This is a genomic window from Noviherbaspirillum cavernae (genome assembly GCF_003590875.1).
In the GTDB taxonomy this organism is placed as follows: domain Bacteria; phylum Pseudomonadota; class Gammaproteobacteria; order Burkholderiales; family Burkholderiaceae_D; genus Noviherbaspirillum; species Noviherbaspirillum cavernae.
Genome location: NZ_QYUN01000002.1, coordinates 1,581,112 through 1,598,166, shown reverse-complemented (window position 1 = coordinate 1,598,166; position 17,055 = coordinate 1,581,112). Strand labels below are relative to the sequence as shown.

Annotated in this window: 14 protein-coding genes; 2 read left to right on the top strand and 12 right to left on the bottom strand. The window is 56.5% G+C overall.

Annotated elements, in window-relative coordinates; all coding sequences use genetic code 11:
- Nucleotides 1–21: 21 nt before the first annotated feature.
- Nucleotides 22–1,002, top strand: coding sequence for an NADPH:quinone oxidoreductase family protein (locus D3870_RS07500; RefSeq protein ID WP_119737951.1), 981 nt, complete (start codon nucleotides 22–24; stop codon nucleotides 1,000–1,002).
- Nucleotides 1,003–1,056: 54 nt separating this feature from the next.
- Here the strand turns inward: D3870_RS07500 and yoaA are convergent, their stop codons facing one another.
- Both yoaA and D3870_RS07490 read right to left on the bottom strand, forming a co-directional pair.
- Nucleotides 1,057–3,045 (bottom strand): DNA repair helicase YoaA, encoded by a 1,989-nt coding sequence (yoaA, locus tag D3870_RS07495; protein WP_119737949.1) that lies wholly within the window; start codon nucleotides 3,043–3,045, stop codon nucleotides 1,057–1,059.
- Between the two features lie 46 nt (nucleotides 3,046–3,091).
- A complete protein-coding gene (locus D3870_RS07490) occupies nucleotides 3,092–3,292 on the bottom strand; it encodes a YdcH family protein (RefSeq protein ID WP_119737948.1) in 201 nt (66 codons plus the stop codon).
- Between the two features lie 193 nt (nucleotides 3,293–3,485).
- Between D3870_RS07490 and D3870_RS07485 the strand changes: the two genes are divergently transcribed.
- Complete coding sequence (locus D3870_RS07485; protein WP_119737946.1) at nucleotides 3,486–4,292, top strand: PP2C family protein-serine/threonine phosphatase; 807 nt, start codon at nucleotides 3,486–3,488, stop codon at nucleotides 4,290–4,292.
- 59 nt (nucleotides 4,293–4,351) lie between these two features.
- Here D3870_RS07485 and D3870_RS07480 read toward each other — a convergent pair whose 3' ends face one another.
- From D3870_RS07480 to sdhA, 10 genes are all read right to left on the bottom strand, one after another.
- Complete coding sequence (locus tag D3870_RS07480; protein WP_147375736.1) at nucleotides 4,352–5,137, bottom strand: hypothetical protein; 786 nt, start codon at nucleotides 5,135–5,137, stop codon at nucleotides 4,352–4,354.
- A gap of 9 nt (nucleotides 5,138–5,146) precedes the next feature.
- Entirely contained in the window at nucleotides 5,147–6,244 is a 1,098-nt protein-coding gene (gene zapE, locus D3870_RS07475; protein WP_119737942.1) for a cell division protein ZapE, read from the bottom strand.
- A gap of 256 nt (nucleotides 6,245–6,500) precedes the next feature.
- A complete protein-coding gene (locus D3870_RS07470) occupies nucleotides 6,501–6,899 on the bottom strand; it encodes a hypothetical protein (protein WP_119737940.1) in 399 nt (132 codons plus the stop codon).
- A gap of 10 nt (nucleotides 6,900–6,909) precedes the next feature.
- Complete coding sequence (gene lpdA, locus D3870_RS07465) at nucleotides 6,910–8,337, bottom strand: dihydrolipoyl dehydrogenase (protein WP_119737938.1); 1,428 nt, start codon at nucleotides 8,335–8,337, stop codon at nucleotides 6,910–6,912.
- An 86-nt stretch (nucleotides 8,338–8,423) separates the two neighbouring features.
- Complete coding sequence (gene odhB, locus D3870_RS07460; protein WP_119741810.1) at nucleotides 8,424–9,662, bottom strand: 2-oxoglutarate dehydrogenase complex dihydrolipoyllysine-residue succinyltransferase; 1,239 nt, start codon at nucleotides 9,660–9,662, stop codon at nucleotides 8,424–8,426.
- A 60-nt stretch (nucleotides 9,663–9,722) separates the two neighbouring features.
- Nucleotides 9,723–12,578 (bottom strand): 2-oxoglutarate dehydrogenase E1 component, encoded by a 2,856-nt coding sequence (locus D3870_RS07455; RefSeq protein ID WP_119737936.1) that lies wholly within the window; start codon nucleotides 12,576–12,578, stop codon nucleotides 9,723–9,725.
- A 218-nt stretch (nucleotides 12,579–12,796) separates the two neighbouring features.
- Nucleotides 12,797–14,101 carry a citrate synthase gene (gltA, locus tag D3870_RS07450; protein ID WP_119737935.1) on the bottom strand — a complete coding sequence of 435 codons (1,305 nt, stop codon included), beginning with the start codon at nucleotides 14,099–14,101 and terminating at the stop codon, nucleotides 12,797–12,799.
- 73 nt (nucleotides 14,102–14,174) lie between these two features.
- Entirely contained in the window at nucleotides 14,175–14,444 is a 270-nt protein-coding gene (locus D3870_RS07445) for an FAD assembly factor SdhE (protein ID WP_119737933.1), read from the bottom strand.
- Between the two features lie 109 nt (nucleotides 14,445–14,553).
- The gene (locus D3870_RS07440; RefSeq protein WP_119737931.1) at nucleotides 14,554–15,264 is read right to left on the bottom strand and encodes a succinate dehydrogenase iron-sulfur subunit; all 711 of its coding nucleotides are present in this window, start codon (nucleotides 15,262–15,264) and stop codon (nucleotides 14,554–14,556) included.
- Between the two features lie 12 nt (nucleotides 15,265–15,276).
- Nucleotides 15,277–17,055: a succinate dehydrogenase flavoprotein subunit gene (gene sdhA / locus D3870_RS07435; RefSeq protein ID WP_119737929.1), complete on the bottom strand. Its 1,779-nt coding sequence runs from the start codon at nucleotides 17,053–17,055 to the stop codon at nucleotides 15,277–15,279.

Sequence of the window (17,055 nt, the reverse complement as noted above, 5' to 3'; positions counted from 1 at the left end):
TTATAAACACAAGGAGACTACATGAAAGCTGTCCTCTGCAAGGCTTGGGGCCTGCCCGATACTCTGGTTGTTGAGGAGCTCCCGGATATCGTTCCCGGCCCGGGTCAGGTTGTTATCGACATCCATGCTGCAGGTGTCAACTTCCCGGACGTGCTGATCATTCAAAACAAGTATCAGTTCAAACCCGAACTGCCTTTCACACCCGGTAACGAACTCGCCGGCGTGGTACGCACCGTTGGCGACGGTGTGACGACTTTCAAGGCGGGTGACAAGGTGCTGGCTTTCGCGACTCAGGGCGCGTTCGCGCAGCAGATTGCGGTACCGGTTCAGATGGTCATGCCGATGCCGCCGGGGATGGACTTCGACACAGCAGCAGCAGTGACGCTCACCTATGGAACTTCGCATCACGCAGTGGCGGATCGGGCGCAACTGAAAGCGGGGGAAACCATGCTGGTCCTCGGTGCAGCGGGCGGCGTCGGCCTCGCTGCCATTGAAATCGGCAAAGCGCTTGGCGCACGTGTCATCGCGGCCGCATCGACCGATGAGAAGCTGGAAGTGTGCAAGGCGCATGGAGCCGATGCCACGATCAACTACAGCACGCAGGACCTGCGTGAAGCAATCAAGGCCGCCACCGACGGCAAGGGACCCGACGTCATTTACGATCCGGTGGGCGGAATATACGCGGAGCCGGCGTTCCGCTCGATTGCCTGGCGCGGCCGTTATCTCGTCATCGGGTTTGCCAATGGCGAGATTCCGAAATTGCCGTTGAACTTGCCGCTGCTGAAGGGCGCCTCATTGGTCGGCGTGTTCTGGGGTGAATTCACCAAGCGCGAGCCAAAGGCCAATGCCGCAGCAATGCGCGAACTGATGACCTGGATGGCCGAAGGCAAGGTCAAGCCGCATATCTCCGGACGTTACGCGCTGGCGGAAACACCACAGGCGCTGAACGACATGGCCGCGCGCAAGGTAACAGGGAAAATCGTGATTCAGCCGCAGCGCTGAATGAAAACCGCGAAGCCTGCAGCACTCCTGCTGCAGGCTTCGCAGCGAGACGAATCAATCCTCTCGCTGCTGGATGAAGAATGCCTTCGCGACTTCTCCGTCCCGTGTACGCTTGAACGGCGGCAGGCTTTGCCAGATTCGCCTTCCATAAGGCTTTGAGATCAGTCGCGGATCGCAGATCATCAGCACCCCGCGGTCCCTTTCATCGCGAATCAGTCTTCCTGCCCCCTGCTTCAAATTGATGATCGCTGCCGGCAGCTGGTGATGCACAAAACCGTTCAAGCCTTTCTTTTCCAAGGCCTCGATTCGAGCCGCCAGGACAGGGTCATCAGGCGGCGCAAAGGGCAGCTTGTCGATCACCACCAGCGAAAGCGCCTCACCGCGCACATCCACGCCTTCCCAGAAGCTCTGGCTTCCTATCAATACCGCATTGCCCGCCGAACGAAAACGATCGAGCAGCTCCGTACGGCCGGCTTCGCCCTGAACCATCATTGGGAACGGCAGTTTCCGCTTCTCGAATTCGTCGCGCAGGCGCTCGGCGACACGATTCACCGCACGTATCGTTGTGCAAAGAAGAAAAGCCCGCCCACCCGCCGCTTCGATCATCGGCAGCGCAGCGTCGATCACCGCATCGGTATAGTCGAATGAATTCGGCTGCGGCAGGTTTTCCGGAACATACAGCAGACCCTGCTGACCGTAGTCGAAGGGACTCGGCCACGACTGCGCAGGCTCGTTCCACAGGCCCATCTGCGACATGTAGTGATTGAAATCGTTTTTGACTGCGAGCGTTGCGGAAGTAAAGATCCAGGCACGCGACGCCCCGTCTCGCTGCTTGCTGAAAATCGGCGCAATCGACAATGGCGTCTTGTGCATTTGCAGCGATGAAGTGAATGCCTCAATCCAAAGCACGAACTCTGCCCCTTCCATCTGCTCGCCAGGCGCATTCCATGCGACCAGCTTCGCACCAAGCTCGACGGCCCTTGCACGGCATTGCTCAATCGTCTCGGCGCGCTCCGCCTGACTCTCCAGCGTGGCGATCATGCCATCCAGTTCGTCCTTCAGTTTGGCGAGCGCGGGAAAGAACTCGCTCGACGGTGCAATTTGGCCGATAGCCAGCCGAATCACATCCTGCGGAAAGGCGAGGCGCAAGTCACGCGCGGCACGCTCAACCGGCGCCACAACCCGCGGCCAGTCCGCGCCATCTCGCGCATGCGCCAGTCCTTCCGCCAGCACGTCGCGGCAAAGCTCCAGCACCTGCGATGTTGAAACCGTTTCGCCGAAAAAGAGTGTCGCCGTCTCCGGCAGTTGGTGCGCCTCATCGAAAATGATGGTATTCGCCGAAGGCAGCAACTCGGCCACACCGGTGTCCTTGAGCGCGACATCGGCAAAGAACAGATGGTGATTCACCACCACGACATCCGCCTGCTGCGCTTCCTTGCGCGCCTTCATCACGAAACAGTCTTGATAGTACTGACACTCCGCTCCCAAACAGGTATCGCGCGTTGACGTCACCAGATTCCACACCGGCGCGGACTCAGGCACCTTCGACAGCTCGGCCTTGTCGCCTGAACCGGTCGATTTGATGAAGCGTGAAATCTCGCGCAAATAGCCGACATCGTCGCGCGAGGTCAGCCGTCCGTTTTGCAGCGTACGTTCGAGATGGAAATGGCAAACATAGTTGGCCCGTCCCTTGAGCAGCGCTATCGAAACCGGCGCATTGAGGGCCTTGCGCACCATGGGAATGTCACGCAGATAGAGCTGATCCTGCAAATTCTTGGTACCGGTCGAAACGATGACCTTGCCACCCCACAACAAGGCAGGAACCAGATAGGCGAACGTCTTGCCAGTGCCGGTGCCAGCCTCGGCGATCAGGGTTTTCTGTTCCGAAATTGCGCGCGCAATCGCCTTGGCCATTTCGGTCTGCGACTGGCGCGGACGAAAGCCCTCCACCGCCTGACTCAACAAACCATTTGCGTCAAACAACTGCTCGATGTCGGCATCGTGGCCACCCGGAGCCGGCGTGGTGAGGGCATTCTCGGTCAAAGCAATAACAATTCAGAAAAGGGTAATTCCCTGCACCGTGAAAGGCTCAGGCGGGAATATCGGGAATGAGTTGCATTTTCAGCAATGTGATGTGATCCTTCAGCTGCAACTTGCGCTTTTTCAGGCGCCGCAATTGCAACTCGTCGTGGCGGATGTCACACACCAGCAGGTCGATGACGGCATCCAGATCGCGATGCTCCACTTCCAATTCAATGATGCGTTGCTTTATTTCTTCGGAAGGCGTCATGATCTTTTCCGGGAGGGCTTGTAGCCACTATTTTAAGAGTGAAAGTGATATGCGTATACTCGCTTACTCGCTTGGAACACCTTGTGCTATCGCATGATGTTGACCATCTGTAACAAAATCTATCAACATCCAGCATGACTTTTCTCACATGCAATAATGGATTGCCGTTCGGCAGTTTAATCTACCCACACTTATGAGCCAATACAAGATCGAAGCGGGCACGGGCCAACACCTTGGCGATCGGCAAGAGCAACAGGATCGCACTGCATTGTTTGCGGCCCCCAAGGCACCCGGCTACATGATGGCCGTGCTCGCCGATGGCATGGGAGGCCTGAGTGGCGGCGCGCTCGCGGCTGAACAAGTGATTCGTACCGCCAAGCAGACATTCGACTTGTTTTCTCCGCAAACAGACGATGTCGAGACAATGCTGGCCGCCATTGCACGCGACGCGCACACCATCATTCAGCTCACTGCAATTTCGTCGAAGAAGGACCCGCACAGCACAATGGTTGCGCTTGTCGTAACGCCGGAACGAAGCGCAATCTGGGCCCATGTCGGCGACTCTCGCCTGTATCGATTCGAAGGCCCGAATATCGCCGATCGCACAGTCGACCATTCTTATGTTGAAAAGCTGGTAAAGGACGGCAAGCTGTCGCGCGAAGAGGCACAGCGCCATCGGCTTGCAAACGTGCTGGTCAACGCATTGGGATCAAAGGATCTCACGCCTGAAATCACGATCGGATGCCACCATGGCTTGAAAGCCGGCGATGCCTTCCTGCTTTGCAGCGACGGGCTTTGGCAATACTTCAATGATGCGGAACTGGGTGCGGCAATCGCGATGAACTCCCCACGCCAGGCATCCGAGATGTTGATCAACAAGGCGCGTGAACGCGCTTCTGGCTCTGCCGCAGACAACTGCACACTTGCCATCGTGAAACTCGCCGCACCGCCCAAGGAAGCAAAAAACTATACGGTCGGAAAAATACGCCGCGCAATTTAAAGGCCGCATCAGCAGCCTCGATCCCATCCATCAGCGCCAACAACCCCAAGACCGGGACGCTACTGCTTCGCTGCAGGGAGTCCGCTGTTGGCGCGCTTCTGTTCCTTCTCAAGCTTCTTTGTCGCAACACTGCGTTGCCGCTCTTCGGCTTCCCGTACTTTCGCCTCGTACTCGGCAACGTTGTCGGCACGCTTTTGTGCATTGGCCGCTTCTTTGGCCTGGAGTTGCCTCATCCTGGCTTCATGCTGCGCAGTGCGTTGGTCTGATACTGGTTCTTTCGGCTCAACACGTTGCGGCTCGTTTGCCTTGGCCGCTGCCTGCTGTGCTGCAGCAGCCTCATTTTCCTGCTGCTGCTTCAATCTTTGCGGCCTTTCCTGCTCTTCCTGCGCCGCCTTCTCTGCCAAAGCCTGATCCCGCTCGGTGACACGCATCTGACGTTTGAAAGTGTTTGCCTCGATCTCTATGGGCCGCACCTGTTTGATCGCAAGCCGGCGACGCTCCTTGGCCGCATCGATGCAGGCATTCGTGAAGAATTTCTGATGACACGCAGATTCCTCTGTTGCAAACCTGGCCTCAATGGCGGAACGTTCTCTTGACGTTTCTTCCAGCGCCCGCTCCGCCATCTGGACGGAGTCGATGGAGCCGGCGGGATAGCGAGCCGGCAAAGCGACGGATACAGATGTAGCGACCTGCGCATTGCCCGATACCGCGGCATCCTGCGCAAAAGCCGGAGCAGTACCCAACGTCAGAATTGCAACCAGTGCGCAAGAAACATACACTGCCAACGAAAAGCCGCTCATCGGAGCCGATGCCAGCGTCTTGAAATGCATATAGTCAAGTCCCATAAAAACCGGTCAAGAAATTGATCCCGCGACATCACGCCGCTCCGTCTCCATATACTCGGAAGACTGCATTTCAATGATACGCGAAACCGTCCGGTGGAATTCGTTCGCCAGCATGCCTTCCGTGTAAAGCTCCTCCGGCGCGACTTCGGCAGACATGAGGAGCTTGACCTTGTGGTCATACAAAACATCGATCAGCCAGGTAAATCGACGCGCCTCCGAAGACATGGAAGCCGACATGCGCGGGATTCCCGACAGGATCACCGTATGAAAGCGGCTTGCGATTTCAAGGTAATCATTCTGAGAGCGCGGACCTCCGCACAAGGTCGCGAAGTCGAACCACACTACGCCGCCGGCCCTGCGCAGCGCCTTGATTTCACGTGCCTCGATATGAATGCGCGGATCCTCGTCCGTGGTGTCGGCGATGCCCGCAAATGCGTCACGCAGTGCATGATCCGCCGCCGCACCCAGCGGCATGTGGTAAGCATCGACCTGCTGCAATGCCCGCTTGCGATAGTCAAGGCCGGCATCCACGTTCAGCACATCCATCTTTTCCTTGATGAGTGCGATCGTCGGCAGCATGCGGTCACGATGCAGGCCATCCGGATAGAGCGCGTCCGGCACATAGTTGGACGTCATGATGAACGAGACGCCGTTGTCGAACAGCGCCTTGAGCAAATTGTAGAGAATCATCGCATCCGCGATATCGGATACATGAAATTCGTCGAAACAGATCAGACGGTGCTTTTTCGCGATGCGTTTTGCCACTTCATCAAGCGGATCGGCCACCCCCTTCAACTCATCCAGTTCGCGGTGCACGCCGCGCATGAATTCGTGAAAGTGCAGCCGCGTCTTGCGCGTGACCGGAATCACCGAGTAGAAGCTATCCATCAGAAACGACTTGCCTCGACCGACGCCGCCCCACATGTAGACGCCACGCGGCACCTCCGGGCGGCTGATGAGCCGCATGAACTTGTTGGCTCGTTGCGACTTGTACGCAATCCATTCGTCATAAGCCTGCTGCAGCCGATCCACTGCACGTCGCTGCGCCTCATCGGACTTGAAGCCGCGCTGCGTGAGCGCATGCTCGTAGAACTCCCTAACGTTCATATCATTCTGCTTCACTTGTTCTTGCCGCCATCTCGGGATTTCGGCACTGGCCCATTCGCCGTTTGATCAATTTCCGCACGAGGCAACTACGGCCCGGGTTGCAACCGCAACATGGTCGATATTCTCCGATCGGCCGCGTTTGCCGCGCATTGACAAAAAAATGGGCGAGACCTTGCTCGCCCATCCAACAAAACTTCATCACCGCTTCCGCCGCCCGAGTATCCGGGCACATCCGCGGCATATTCCTCGAACCAGCCTATTGCGGATTCAAATTGACAGTCACCCTCGATGGATATCCACCGCTACCCAGTGCGATCGGCACACTCAGTCCGACACCGACACCGACATTTCCACCACCTCCACCCACGCCAAGACCGACGCTTGAGCCAAGCGGGCCGGATGGCCTGAAAACCATCTCAGAGGTACGGTAGCCTTCCTTGTCGCACACTATGCGCAGATCACCGTTCGCACTACCCACATTAATCGTTGCCGGTGTCGTTACATTCCAGCTGCCGTTGTAGTTATTCACGACGCATTGCACGCCAGGCAAGGACTGTCCATTCGCCGTAGTCTCAATCGCGACATTGCCACCGCTTGACCCTGTAGTTGCACATGCGACGAGTGCAATCGGAAGCATCAGGATCAAGTGGCGCATGAGCGACTCCTTAGAAATTAAGCGAACGCTTGTCGACCGCCAACGCGGCTTCCTTGGTCGCCTCGGACAAGGATGGATGGGCATGGCAAATACGAGCAATGTCTTCCGACGACGCGCGGAATTCCATCGCAACAACCGCTTCCGAAATCAGCTCGGAAGCCATCGGGCCGACGATATGCACGCCGAGGATCTCGTCGGTTTTTGCATCCGCCAGAAACTTGACCATGCCCGACGTATCACCCAAGGCGCGGGCACGTCCATTCGCCATGAAGGGGAACGTGCCGGCCTTGTACGCCACGCCTTCGGCCTTCAGTTGCTGCTCGGTCTTGCCGACCCATGCGATTTCCGGCGACGTGTATATGACCCAGGGAATTGTATTGAAGTTCACGTGGCCATGTTGACCCGCGATGCGTTCGGCAACCGCGACGCCCTCTTCCTCGGCCTTGTGCGCGAGCATCGGGCCGCGCACCACGTCACCCACTGCCCAGACGTTCGGCAAATTGGTTTTGCAGTCGCCATCGACGGCAATGAAGCCACGCTCGTCGAGCTTGAGTCCGACACCTTCGGCATTGAGTCCAATCGTGTTCGGTACGCGACCGATCGAAACGATCAGCTTGTCGAAGACAGCCTTCTGCGCATTACCCTTGTCGTCCGTGTACTCGATCGTCACGTCCTTCTTGCCGGAAGTGATGGCACCAATCTTCACGCCAAGGCTGACAACCAGTCCCTGCTTGGCAAAAAGTTTCTGAGCTTCCTTCGCGATCTGCTCGTCCACCGCACCGAGGAAAGCGGGGAGCGCTTCCAGCACGGTGACATCGGCACCAAGACGGCGCCAGACGCTGCCCATTTCCAGACCGATCACGCCGGCGCCGATCACGCCCAGTTTTTTCGGTACAGAATCGATCGCCAATGCACCGGTATTCGACAGAATCAGTTTTTCGTCGAACTCAACACCTGGCAGTGCGCGAGGATTGGAGCCGGTCGCAACAATCACATGCTTTGCGGTGATGGTTTCTTCAGCTGCACCCGCCACCTTGATTTCATAGCCCTTCGCATCACCCTTTGCAAAAGAGCCGCGACCGTGAAAGAACGTGACTTTGTTCTTCTTGAACAAGTACAGGATGCCATCGTTGTTCTGCTTTACGACCGTATTCTTGCGCGACAGCATCTGACCGAGGTTCAGCCCCAGACCCTTGACCTCAATACCGTGCTCGGCAAATGCATGCCCTGCATGCTCGTAGTGTTCGGACGATTGCAACAACGCCTTGGACGGAATGCAACCCACGTTGGTGCATGTGCCGCCCGGCGCCGGGCCGCCTTTCTCATTCTTCCATTCGTCGATACAGGCTGTGCTGAAACCCAATTGCGCAGCGCGAATCGCTGCGATATAGCCACCAGGACCGCCGCCAATGACAACCACATCAAAGTTTTTTGACATATACGTAATTTCGTTTTCCGCGAAAATAAAAAGGGACCACGGAGCAGGATGTTTTCCTCGTCCCCGTGATCCCCAAGCTTCTTTTCTTACAGGTCCAGCAGCAGGCGAGCCGGATCTTCCAGCGCTTCCTTCATGGCGACCAAACCGAGTACAGCTTCGCGACCGTCAATGATGCGGTGGTCGTAGGACATCGCGAGATAGTTCATCGGACGAATCACGATCTGGCCATTCTCGACAACGGGGCGCTCCTTGGTCGCATGGATGCCGAGAATCGCGGATTGCGGCGGGTTGATGATTGGCGTCGACAACATGGAGCCGAACACACCGCCGTTCGAGATCGAGAACGTACCGCCGGTCAAATCTTCGAGACTCAGCTTGCCATCCTTGGCTTTGGTGCCGAATTCGGCAATCTTCTTTTCGATTTCGGCGATGGACAGCTGATCCACATCACGCAGAATCGGGACCACCAGACCGCGTGGAGATCCAACCGCGATACCGATGTCGAAATAACCGTGATAAACGATGTCGTTGCCATCCACAGATGCATTGATGATCGGATATTTTTTCAGTGCCGCAACAGCGGCCTTGACGAAGAAAGACATGAAGCCGAGCTTGACACCATGCTCTTTCTCGAACTTGTCCTTGTACTTGTTGCGCAGATCGATCACCGGTTGCATGTTCACTTCGTTGAACGTGGTGAGGATTGCATTGGTTGCCTGCGACTGCAGCAGACGTTCGGCAACGCGGGCGCGCAAGCGGCTCATCGGTACGCGTTCTTCCGGACGGTTTGCCAGATTCAGGCTCACCGGTGCGGCAACCTGCTGCAACGCGGGCTTGGCTGCAACAGCCGGCGCAGGAGCCGCTGCCTTGCTTCCAATTGCGCCAATCACATCACCCTTCGTGACACGGCCATCGCGGCCTGTACCTGCGACTTGGGTGACCGACATGTCGTTGTCGGCCAGCATTTTCGCTGCCGCCGGCATGGCAATGCCAGCTGCCGCAGACGATGCAGCAACGGCTGCCGGTTCTGCCGCCTTGGCTGGTGTTGCTGCCGCAGCTGCCGGAGCAACCGCGCCCGCCTTGGCTTCTGTATCAATCTTTGCGATCACTTCACCAGCGACAACAGTGCTGCCGTCGCCTTTGATGATTTCGGTGATGACGCCGGCGTCCGGCGCAGGCAATTCGAGCACGACCTTGTCGGTCTCGATATCAATCATGTTCTCATCGCGGGCGACTGCCTCGCCCACTTTCTTATGCCATTGCAGCAGGGTCGCTTCTGCGACGGATTCCGACAGTTGCGGAACTTTGACTTCAAGAATAGCCATGTAACTCTCCGTTTCGGGTTGTTCGTTCGGCACGCCAGTTTCTAACGTGCCGTCGGGTCATTATTTCGTAAGGACAAAGCCTTTGAGCTTGGAAAACGCGGTGTCGATCAATGCCTTTTGCTGCGCATAATGCTTGTCGTAATAGCCGACTGCTGGCGATGCGCTAGCGGGACGACCTGCATATGCCAGCTTCTGGCCATCTTCCAGATTCTCGAAGATATTGTGCTGAATCTGGAACCATGGCCCCTGATTTTGCGGCTCGTCCTGCGCCCACACCAGTTCCGTCAAGTTCGGGAACTTCTTCAGTTCAGCGGCAAACGCCTTGTGCGGGAACGGATACAACTGTTCGACACGGATGATCGCGGTATCGGATTGTCCTCGCTCCTTGCGTGCGTTGACCAAGTCGTAATACACCTTGCCCGAACATGCGATGACGCGCTTGACCTTCTTCGGATCGATTTTCTCGTCGACTTCGCCAATCACGGTCTGGAACGAGCCCTTCGCCAGTTCGGACAGCGGCGAGCCTGCATCCTTGTTACGCAGGAGCGATTTCGGCGTCATGATGACGAGCGGTTTGCGGAACAGTCGAATCATCTGGCGACGCAGCAGATGGAAAATCTGCGCTGCGGTCGTCGGCTGAACGACTTGCATGTTGTTGTCGGCGCACAGCTGCAGATAGCGCTCCAGGCGAGCCGATGAGTGCTCTGGTCCTTGTCCTTCGTAGCCATGCGGCAGCATCATGACCAAGCCCGATGCGCGACCCCATTTGACCTCACCGGAGCTGATGAACTGGTCGATCACAACTTGAGCGCCGTTGGCGAAATCACCGAACTGCGCTTCCCAGATGGTGAGCGTGTTCGGTTCCGCGGTGGAGTAACCATATTCGAAGCCGAGAACTGCTTCTTCCGACAATACGGAATCGATAACGGTAAACGGTGCCTGCTTGTCGGACACATTCTGCAGCGGCAGATAGCTGCCCGCGTCCCAACGTTCGCGATTTTGATCATGCAGCACTGCGTGACGGTGTACGAACGTACCGCGGCCCGCGTCCTGACCAGTGAGGCGAATCGCATAGCCGGAAGATACGAGGGACGCATACGCCAGATGCTCACCCATACCCCAATCGAGGTTCAACTCGCCACGCCCCATTGTCGCGCGATCGCTCAATACCTTTTCGACCAGCGAGTGCACTTTGAAACCTTCTGGAACCGTCGTGATACGAGCAGCAAGACGTTTCAACTCCGCCAGCGGCACAGCCGTATCGGCAGCATCGGTCCACTTGCGATTCAGGAACGGCATCCAGTCAACAGCATACTTGCTCTTGAAGTTCGAAATAACCGGATCTACCGTATGACGACCGGCATCCATCGCGTCGCGATAAGCCTTGACCATTACGTCAGCACCGTCGGCCGGGATGGTGCCTTGTGCAGCCAGCTTGTCCGCATACACCTTGCGAGTTCCCGGGTGCTGACCAATCTTCTTGTACATCAACGGCTGGGTCAGCGCCGGCGTATCCTGCTCATTGTGGCCCAGCTTGCGGAAGCAGATGATATCGACAACGATATCCTTCTTGAATTCAAGGCGGTAATCGATTGCGATTTGCGTCGCGAGCACGACCGCTTCAGGATCATCTGCATTGACGTGCAATACCGGCGCTTCGATCATCTTGACCACGTCGGAGCAATACAGCGTCGAACGCGAGTCGCGCGGATCGGAGGTTGTAAAGCCGATCTGGTTGTTGATGACGATATGCACCGTACCGCCCGTCCCATAACCACGGGTTTGTGCGAGATTAAGCGTCTCCATCACAACGCCCTGCCCTGCAAACGCCGCATCTCCGTGTACAAGAATCGGCAGCACTTGCGAACCATCCTTGTCGTCGCGGCGCTCCATGCGCGCCTTGACCGAACCCTCGACAACCGGGTTGACGATTTCAAGGTGCGAGGGGTTGAACGCCAGCGAAAGATGAACCGGGCCGCCCGGAGTGGTGATATCGGAAGAGAAGCCTTGATGGTATTTCACATCGCCGGCAGGCAAATCGTCCGCATGCTTGCCTTCGAATTCTGCAAACAAATCCTGCGGCATCTTGCCGAGCGTGTTGACGAGAACGTTGAGGCGGCCACGGTGTGCCATGCCGATCACGATTTCCTGAACACCTTTTTCGCCAGCGCGCTGGATGGTTTCATCCAGGGACGCGATGAAGCTTTCGCCACCCTCCAGCGAGAATCGCTTTTGCCCCACGTACTTGGTGTGCAGATAGCGCTCCAACCCCTCAGCAGCAGTCAGACGCTCGAGAATGTGCTTTTTCTTGTCAGCGGAGAAATTCGGTGTGGAGCGCGTTGATTCGAGGCGTTCCTGCAACCAGCGTTTCTGTGCCGGATCGCTGACGTACATGAATTCGGCGCCGATCGAGCGGCAATACGTATCGCGCAATCCATTGAGCAAGTCGCGCAGCGAGGCAGTTTCCGGGCCAAAGTACGTGTTGCTGATATTGAACACGATGTCCATGTCTGCATCGCTGAAGCCATAGAAACTCGGTTCCAATTCCGGAATGTTCGGACGTTCCTGGCGCTGCAGCGGATCAAGGTTGGCCCAGCGATTGCCAAGGAAGCGGTAGGCAGCTATCAGCTGGGTCGCTGCGACGCTCTTGCGGCCCATCTCGACATCGACCGATGCGGTGACCGTGCGGATCGGCCCCTGCTTTGCACGCTCCGCGAAGGAGGCGATGACCGGAGCATGGGCGACATCGGGTTTCGCCGAACCGTCGACTGCAGGCACATGCTGCATTGCATCGAAGTAGGCGCGCCAGTTGTCGGGAACGGATCCAGGATTATTGAGGTAAGCCTCGTACAATTCTTCTACGTACGGTGCGTTGCCTCCAAACAGATAGGAATTGGAGTGGTGCTGCTGCATCATCTTGCTCACCTTTCTTCGCGTTTCGCGAGATTAGCGGGTTTATATAACCTTCCGCGACACGGCCTGACCGGTTAGCGGATTGCACATCAAGTTGTGGGGAAGGGCTACGTGACCTGAAGTGTTACTGAAATTACTGAGGCGTTAGCATAGCATATTTGCCTCTGCCAACGAAAAAAGCGAGCCGCCCGGGCTCGCTTTTTCATGGGGCGTGTACGCGATCAGCGGCGCTTGTCCATCGGCAGAACATCGCGTGGTGCCGACCCGACAAACAACTGACGCGGACGACCGATTTTTTGCTCCGGATCGGAAATCATTTCATTCCATTGTGCAATCCAACCGACGGTACGTGCCATGGCGAAAATACCGGTGAACAACGACACCGGGATACCCAACGCGGACTGAACGATGCCGGAGTAGAAATCGACGTTCGGATACAGTTTGCGAGACACGAAGTATTCATCTTCCAACGCCACTTTTTCGAGCGCCATCGCCAGTTTGAATAACGGATCGTTTTGCAAGCCAAGTTCGTTCAATACTTCGTGACAAGTTTCACGCATCAGCTTGGCGCGCGGATCGTAGTTCTTGTAGACACGATGACCGAAGCCCATCAACTTCACGCCGGAGCTCTTGTCCTTGACCTGTTTGACGAATTCGTTAATCTTGTCCACCGAACCGATTTCACGCAGCATGTTGAGCGCTGCCTCATTCGCGCCACCGTGGGCCGGTCCCCACAGGCAGGCGATACCAGCAGCGATACAGGCAAACGGATTGGCACCGCTGGAACCAGATAGACGAACCGTTGAAGTCGAAGCGTTCTGCTCGTGATCGGCATGCAGAATGAGGATGCGATCCAGTGCGCGAACCAGCACATCATTGACCTTGTACTCTTCGCACGGCGTCGAGAACATCATGCGCATGAAATTTGCGCTGTAAGAAAGGTCATTGCGCGGATAGACAAACGGTTGACCGATGGAGTACTTGTAGGACATCGCCACCAGCGTCGGCATCTTTGCGATCAAGCGTATCGCGGACACCTCGCGATGATGCGGATCGTTGATGTCGAGCGAGTCGTGGTAGAACGATGCCAGCGCGCCGACCGTGCCGACCAGCACCGACATCGGGTGCGCATCGCGACGGAATCCGCGGAAGAAGAATTGCATCTGCTCGTGAACCATGGTGTGTTTGGTTACCGTGTCGACGAACTTCTTTTTCTCGCCGGCATTCGGCAGTTCGCCGTTCAACAGCAGATAACAGGTTTCCAGAAAATCACAGTTCACTGCCAGTTGTTCGATCGGATAGCCACGATACAGCAGCTCACCCTTGTCGCCATCGATATAAGTAATCGAGGAATTGCACGCTGCGGTCGACATGAAACCCGGGTCGTACGTGAACTTGCCGGTCGCGCCATACAACTTCCGGATATCGATCACATCCGGGCCGACAGTACCCTTGTAAATCGGAAGATCAAGCGAGGGCGAACCGTCAGAAAACGATAGCGTGGCTTTAGAATCAGAGTTGGTCATGGCGCTTCCTTCAAATGCAGATGGGTGAATCGATTGTTATAAAAACACAAACACAAGTTGCAACGATCTTGTATCAGGCGGCGCGGAGCCTCACCAGCAAAGCCCGGACATGCGGAAAATCAATTTCGGCTTCAGGCTCCTTGCGTGCGAGGAGCAAATCCATCAAGTCCCCGTCCGCCAACTCCATCAGACGCGAAAACGCGTCGACTTCTTCATCTGTCAATGCAGTCTCGTGCGCATCAAGGAAACGCGACACGATCAAATCGTTTTCCAGCAAGCCGCGCCTTGCGCGCCAGCGAAGTCGGGCCCGTTTTGCCGGGTCGGACTGGTGGGATATCGACATAAATCCTCATTACGCTATTTCATTCGCCATCCCAAACCCATGGTCGGGCAATGGCGCACGAAACAAGGCGGAAGCCGATTCGCCTCCGCCCTTGTGTTACTAATACAACTTAAACAGCACGACGCACCATCAGTTCCTTGATCTTGCCGATCGCCTTGGTCGGGTTCAGGCCTTTCGGGCAGACATCGACACAATTCATGATCGTGTGGCAACGGAACAAGCGATACGGATCTTCCAGATTGTCCAGCCGTGCGTTTGTAGCTTCATCGCGGCTATCGGCAATAAAGCGATATGCCTGCAGCAAGCCTGCCGGACCGACGAACTTGTCCGGGTTCCACCAGAATGATGGGCAGGACGTCGAGCAGCATGCACAGAGAATGCACTCGTACAGGCCATCCAGCTCTTCACGCTCTTCCGGACTTTGCAGACGTTCTTTCTCCGGTGGAATCGTGTCGTTGATCAGGAATGGCTTGATCGAATGGTATTGCTTGAAAAACTGCGTCATGTCCACGATCAAGTCGCGGATTACCGGCAGGCCGGGCAGCGGACGCAAGACGATCGGTTCGGTCAATTCGTTCAGATTGGTGGTGCAAGCCAATCCGTTCTTGCCATTGATATTCATGGCATCGGAACCGCATACGCCTTCGCGGCAGGAGCGGCGCAGCGCCAATGAATCATCGACATCCGATTTAATACGCTGCAATGCATCCAGCAGCATCTTGTCGGTATCTTGCAGTTCCACCGTCAAGTCCTGCATGTACGGCTTCGCGTCCTTATCCGGATCGTAGCGGTAGATTTGAAATTTCAGAGTACGTGGCATGTTCCTACCTTGTTAGAAAGTACGCGCTTTAGGCTTGAAGGTTTCGACAGTCAACGGCTTCGTGTTGACAGGCTTGTAGTCGAGGCGGTTGCCTTCGGAGAACCACAGCGTGTGCTTCATCCAGTTCTCGTCGTCACGCTTCTCGTAGTCGCGATGCGCATGGGCACCACGCGACTCCTTGCGGGCAGTAGCTGACGTGATGGTGGCTTTCGCTGTCTCGATCAGGTTATCGAGCTCCAGCGCCTCGACGCGAGCGGTGTTGAAGACCTTCGACTTGTCCTTGAAAGACACGTGCTTGCGGCGTTCATCCAGCTCCATGATTTTCTTGTAGCCGGTTTGCAGCAATTCATCGGTACGGAATACGCCGCAGTACTGTTGCATCGCGGAGCGAATTGCATTGGCAACATCCTGCACCCGCTCCGAACCTGTGCTGGTTTCCAGTTTTGCCAAACGCGACAGAGCGACATCGGCCGCATCGGCAGGCAATGGCTTGTGGCTCTTCGCCTTCAGATTGCTTGCCACGATGTGATTGCCGGCGGCTCGCCCGAAGACCACGAGGTCCAGCAGCGAGTTGGTGCCGAGGCGATTTGCACCATGCACGGAAACGCATGCGCATTCGCCGATGGCATACATGCCATTGACGACTTCATTCGGGATGCCGTTCTTCGGCGCGACGACCTGACCGTAGATGTTCGTCGGAATGCCACCCATCTGGTAGTGAATGGTAGGCACAACCGGGATCGGTTCCTTGGTTGCGTCGACGTTGGCGAATTTGTGGCCGATTTCGAGGATCGAAGGCAGACGTTTGCGAATCGTGTCGGCACCGATATGACGCAGATCGAGCAGCACGTGATCCTTGTTCGGGCCGCATCCGCGACCTTCCTTGATTTCCTGATCCATTGAACGCGAAACGAAGTCACGCGGCGCAAGATCCTTCAGCGTCGGTGCATAGCGTTCCATGAAACGCTCGCCATTGCTGTTGATGAGAATGCCGCCCTCGCCTCGCACGCCTTCTGTGATCAGCACGCCTGCACCGGATACGCCGGTCGGGTGGAACTGCCAGAATTCCATATCCTGCAACGGCAAGCCCGCACGCGCAGCCATGCCCATGCCGTCACCAGTATTGATGAATGCATTGGTCGAAGCCGCGAAAATGCGCCCTGCTCCGCCAGTCGCGAACAGTGTGGTCTTGGCTTCGAGAATCATCACGTCGCCGGTTTCCATCTCCAGTGCAACCACACCGAGAATGTCGCCATCCGCATCGCGAATCAGATCAATCGCCATCCACTCGACGAAGAAATGCGTTTTTGCGCGCACGTTACGCTGATACAGCGTGTGCAGCAACGCGTGACCGGTACGGTCGGCTGCAGCGCAAGCACGTTGTACAGGCTTTTCACCGAAGTTGGCGGTATGGCCGCCGAACGGGCGCTGATAGATCGTGCCATCCGGATTGCGGTCGAACGGCATGCCGAAATGCTCGAGCTCGTACACGACCTTCGGTGCCTCACGGCACATGAATTCGATCGCGTCCTGGTCGCCCAGGTAATCCGAGCCTTTGACGGTATCGAACATGTGCCAATACCAGTTGTCTTCGGACATGTTACCGAGGGATGCACCGATGCCCCCTTGTGCTGCAACGGTATGCGAACGAGTCGGGAATACTTTGGACAGTACTGCGACATTCAAACCGGCTTCTGCCAGTTGCAACGAAGCGCGCATACCGGAACCACCGGCGCCAATAATTACCGCATCGAAACGGCGGGAAGGAATAGAGGTTTTAATTGCTGCCAC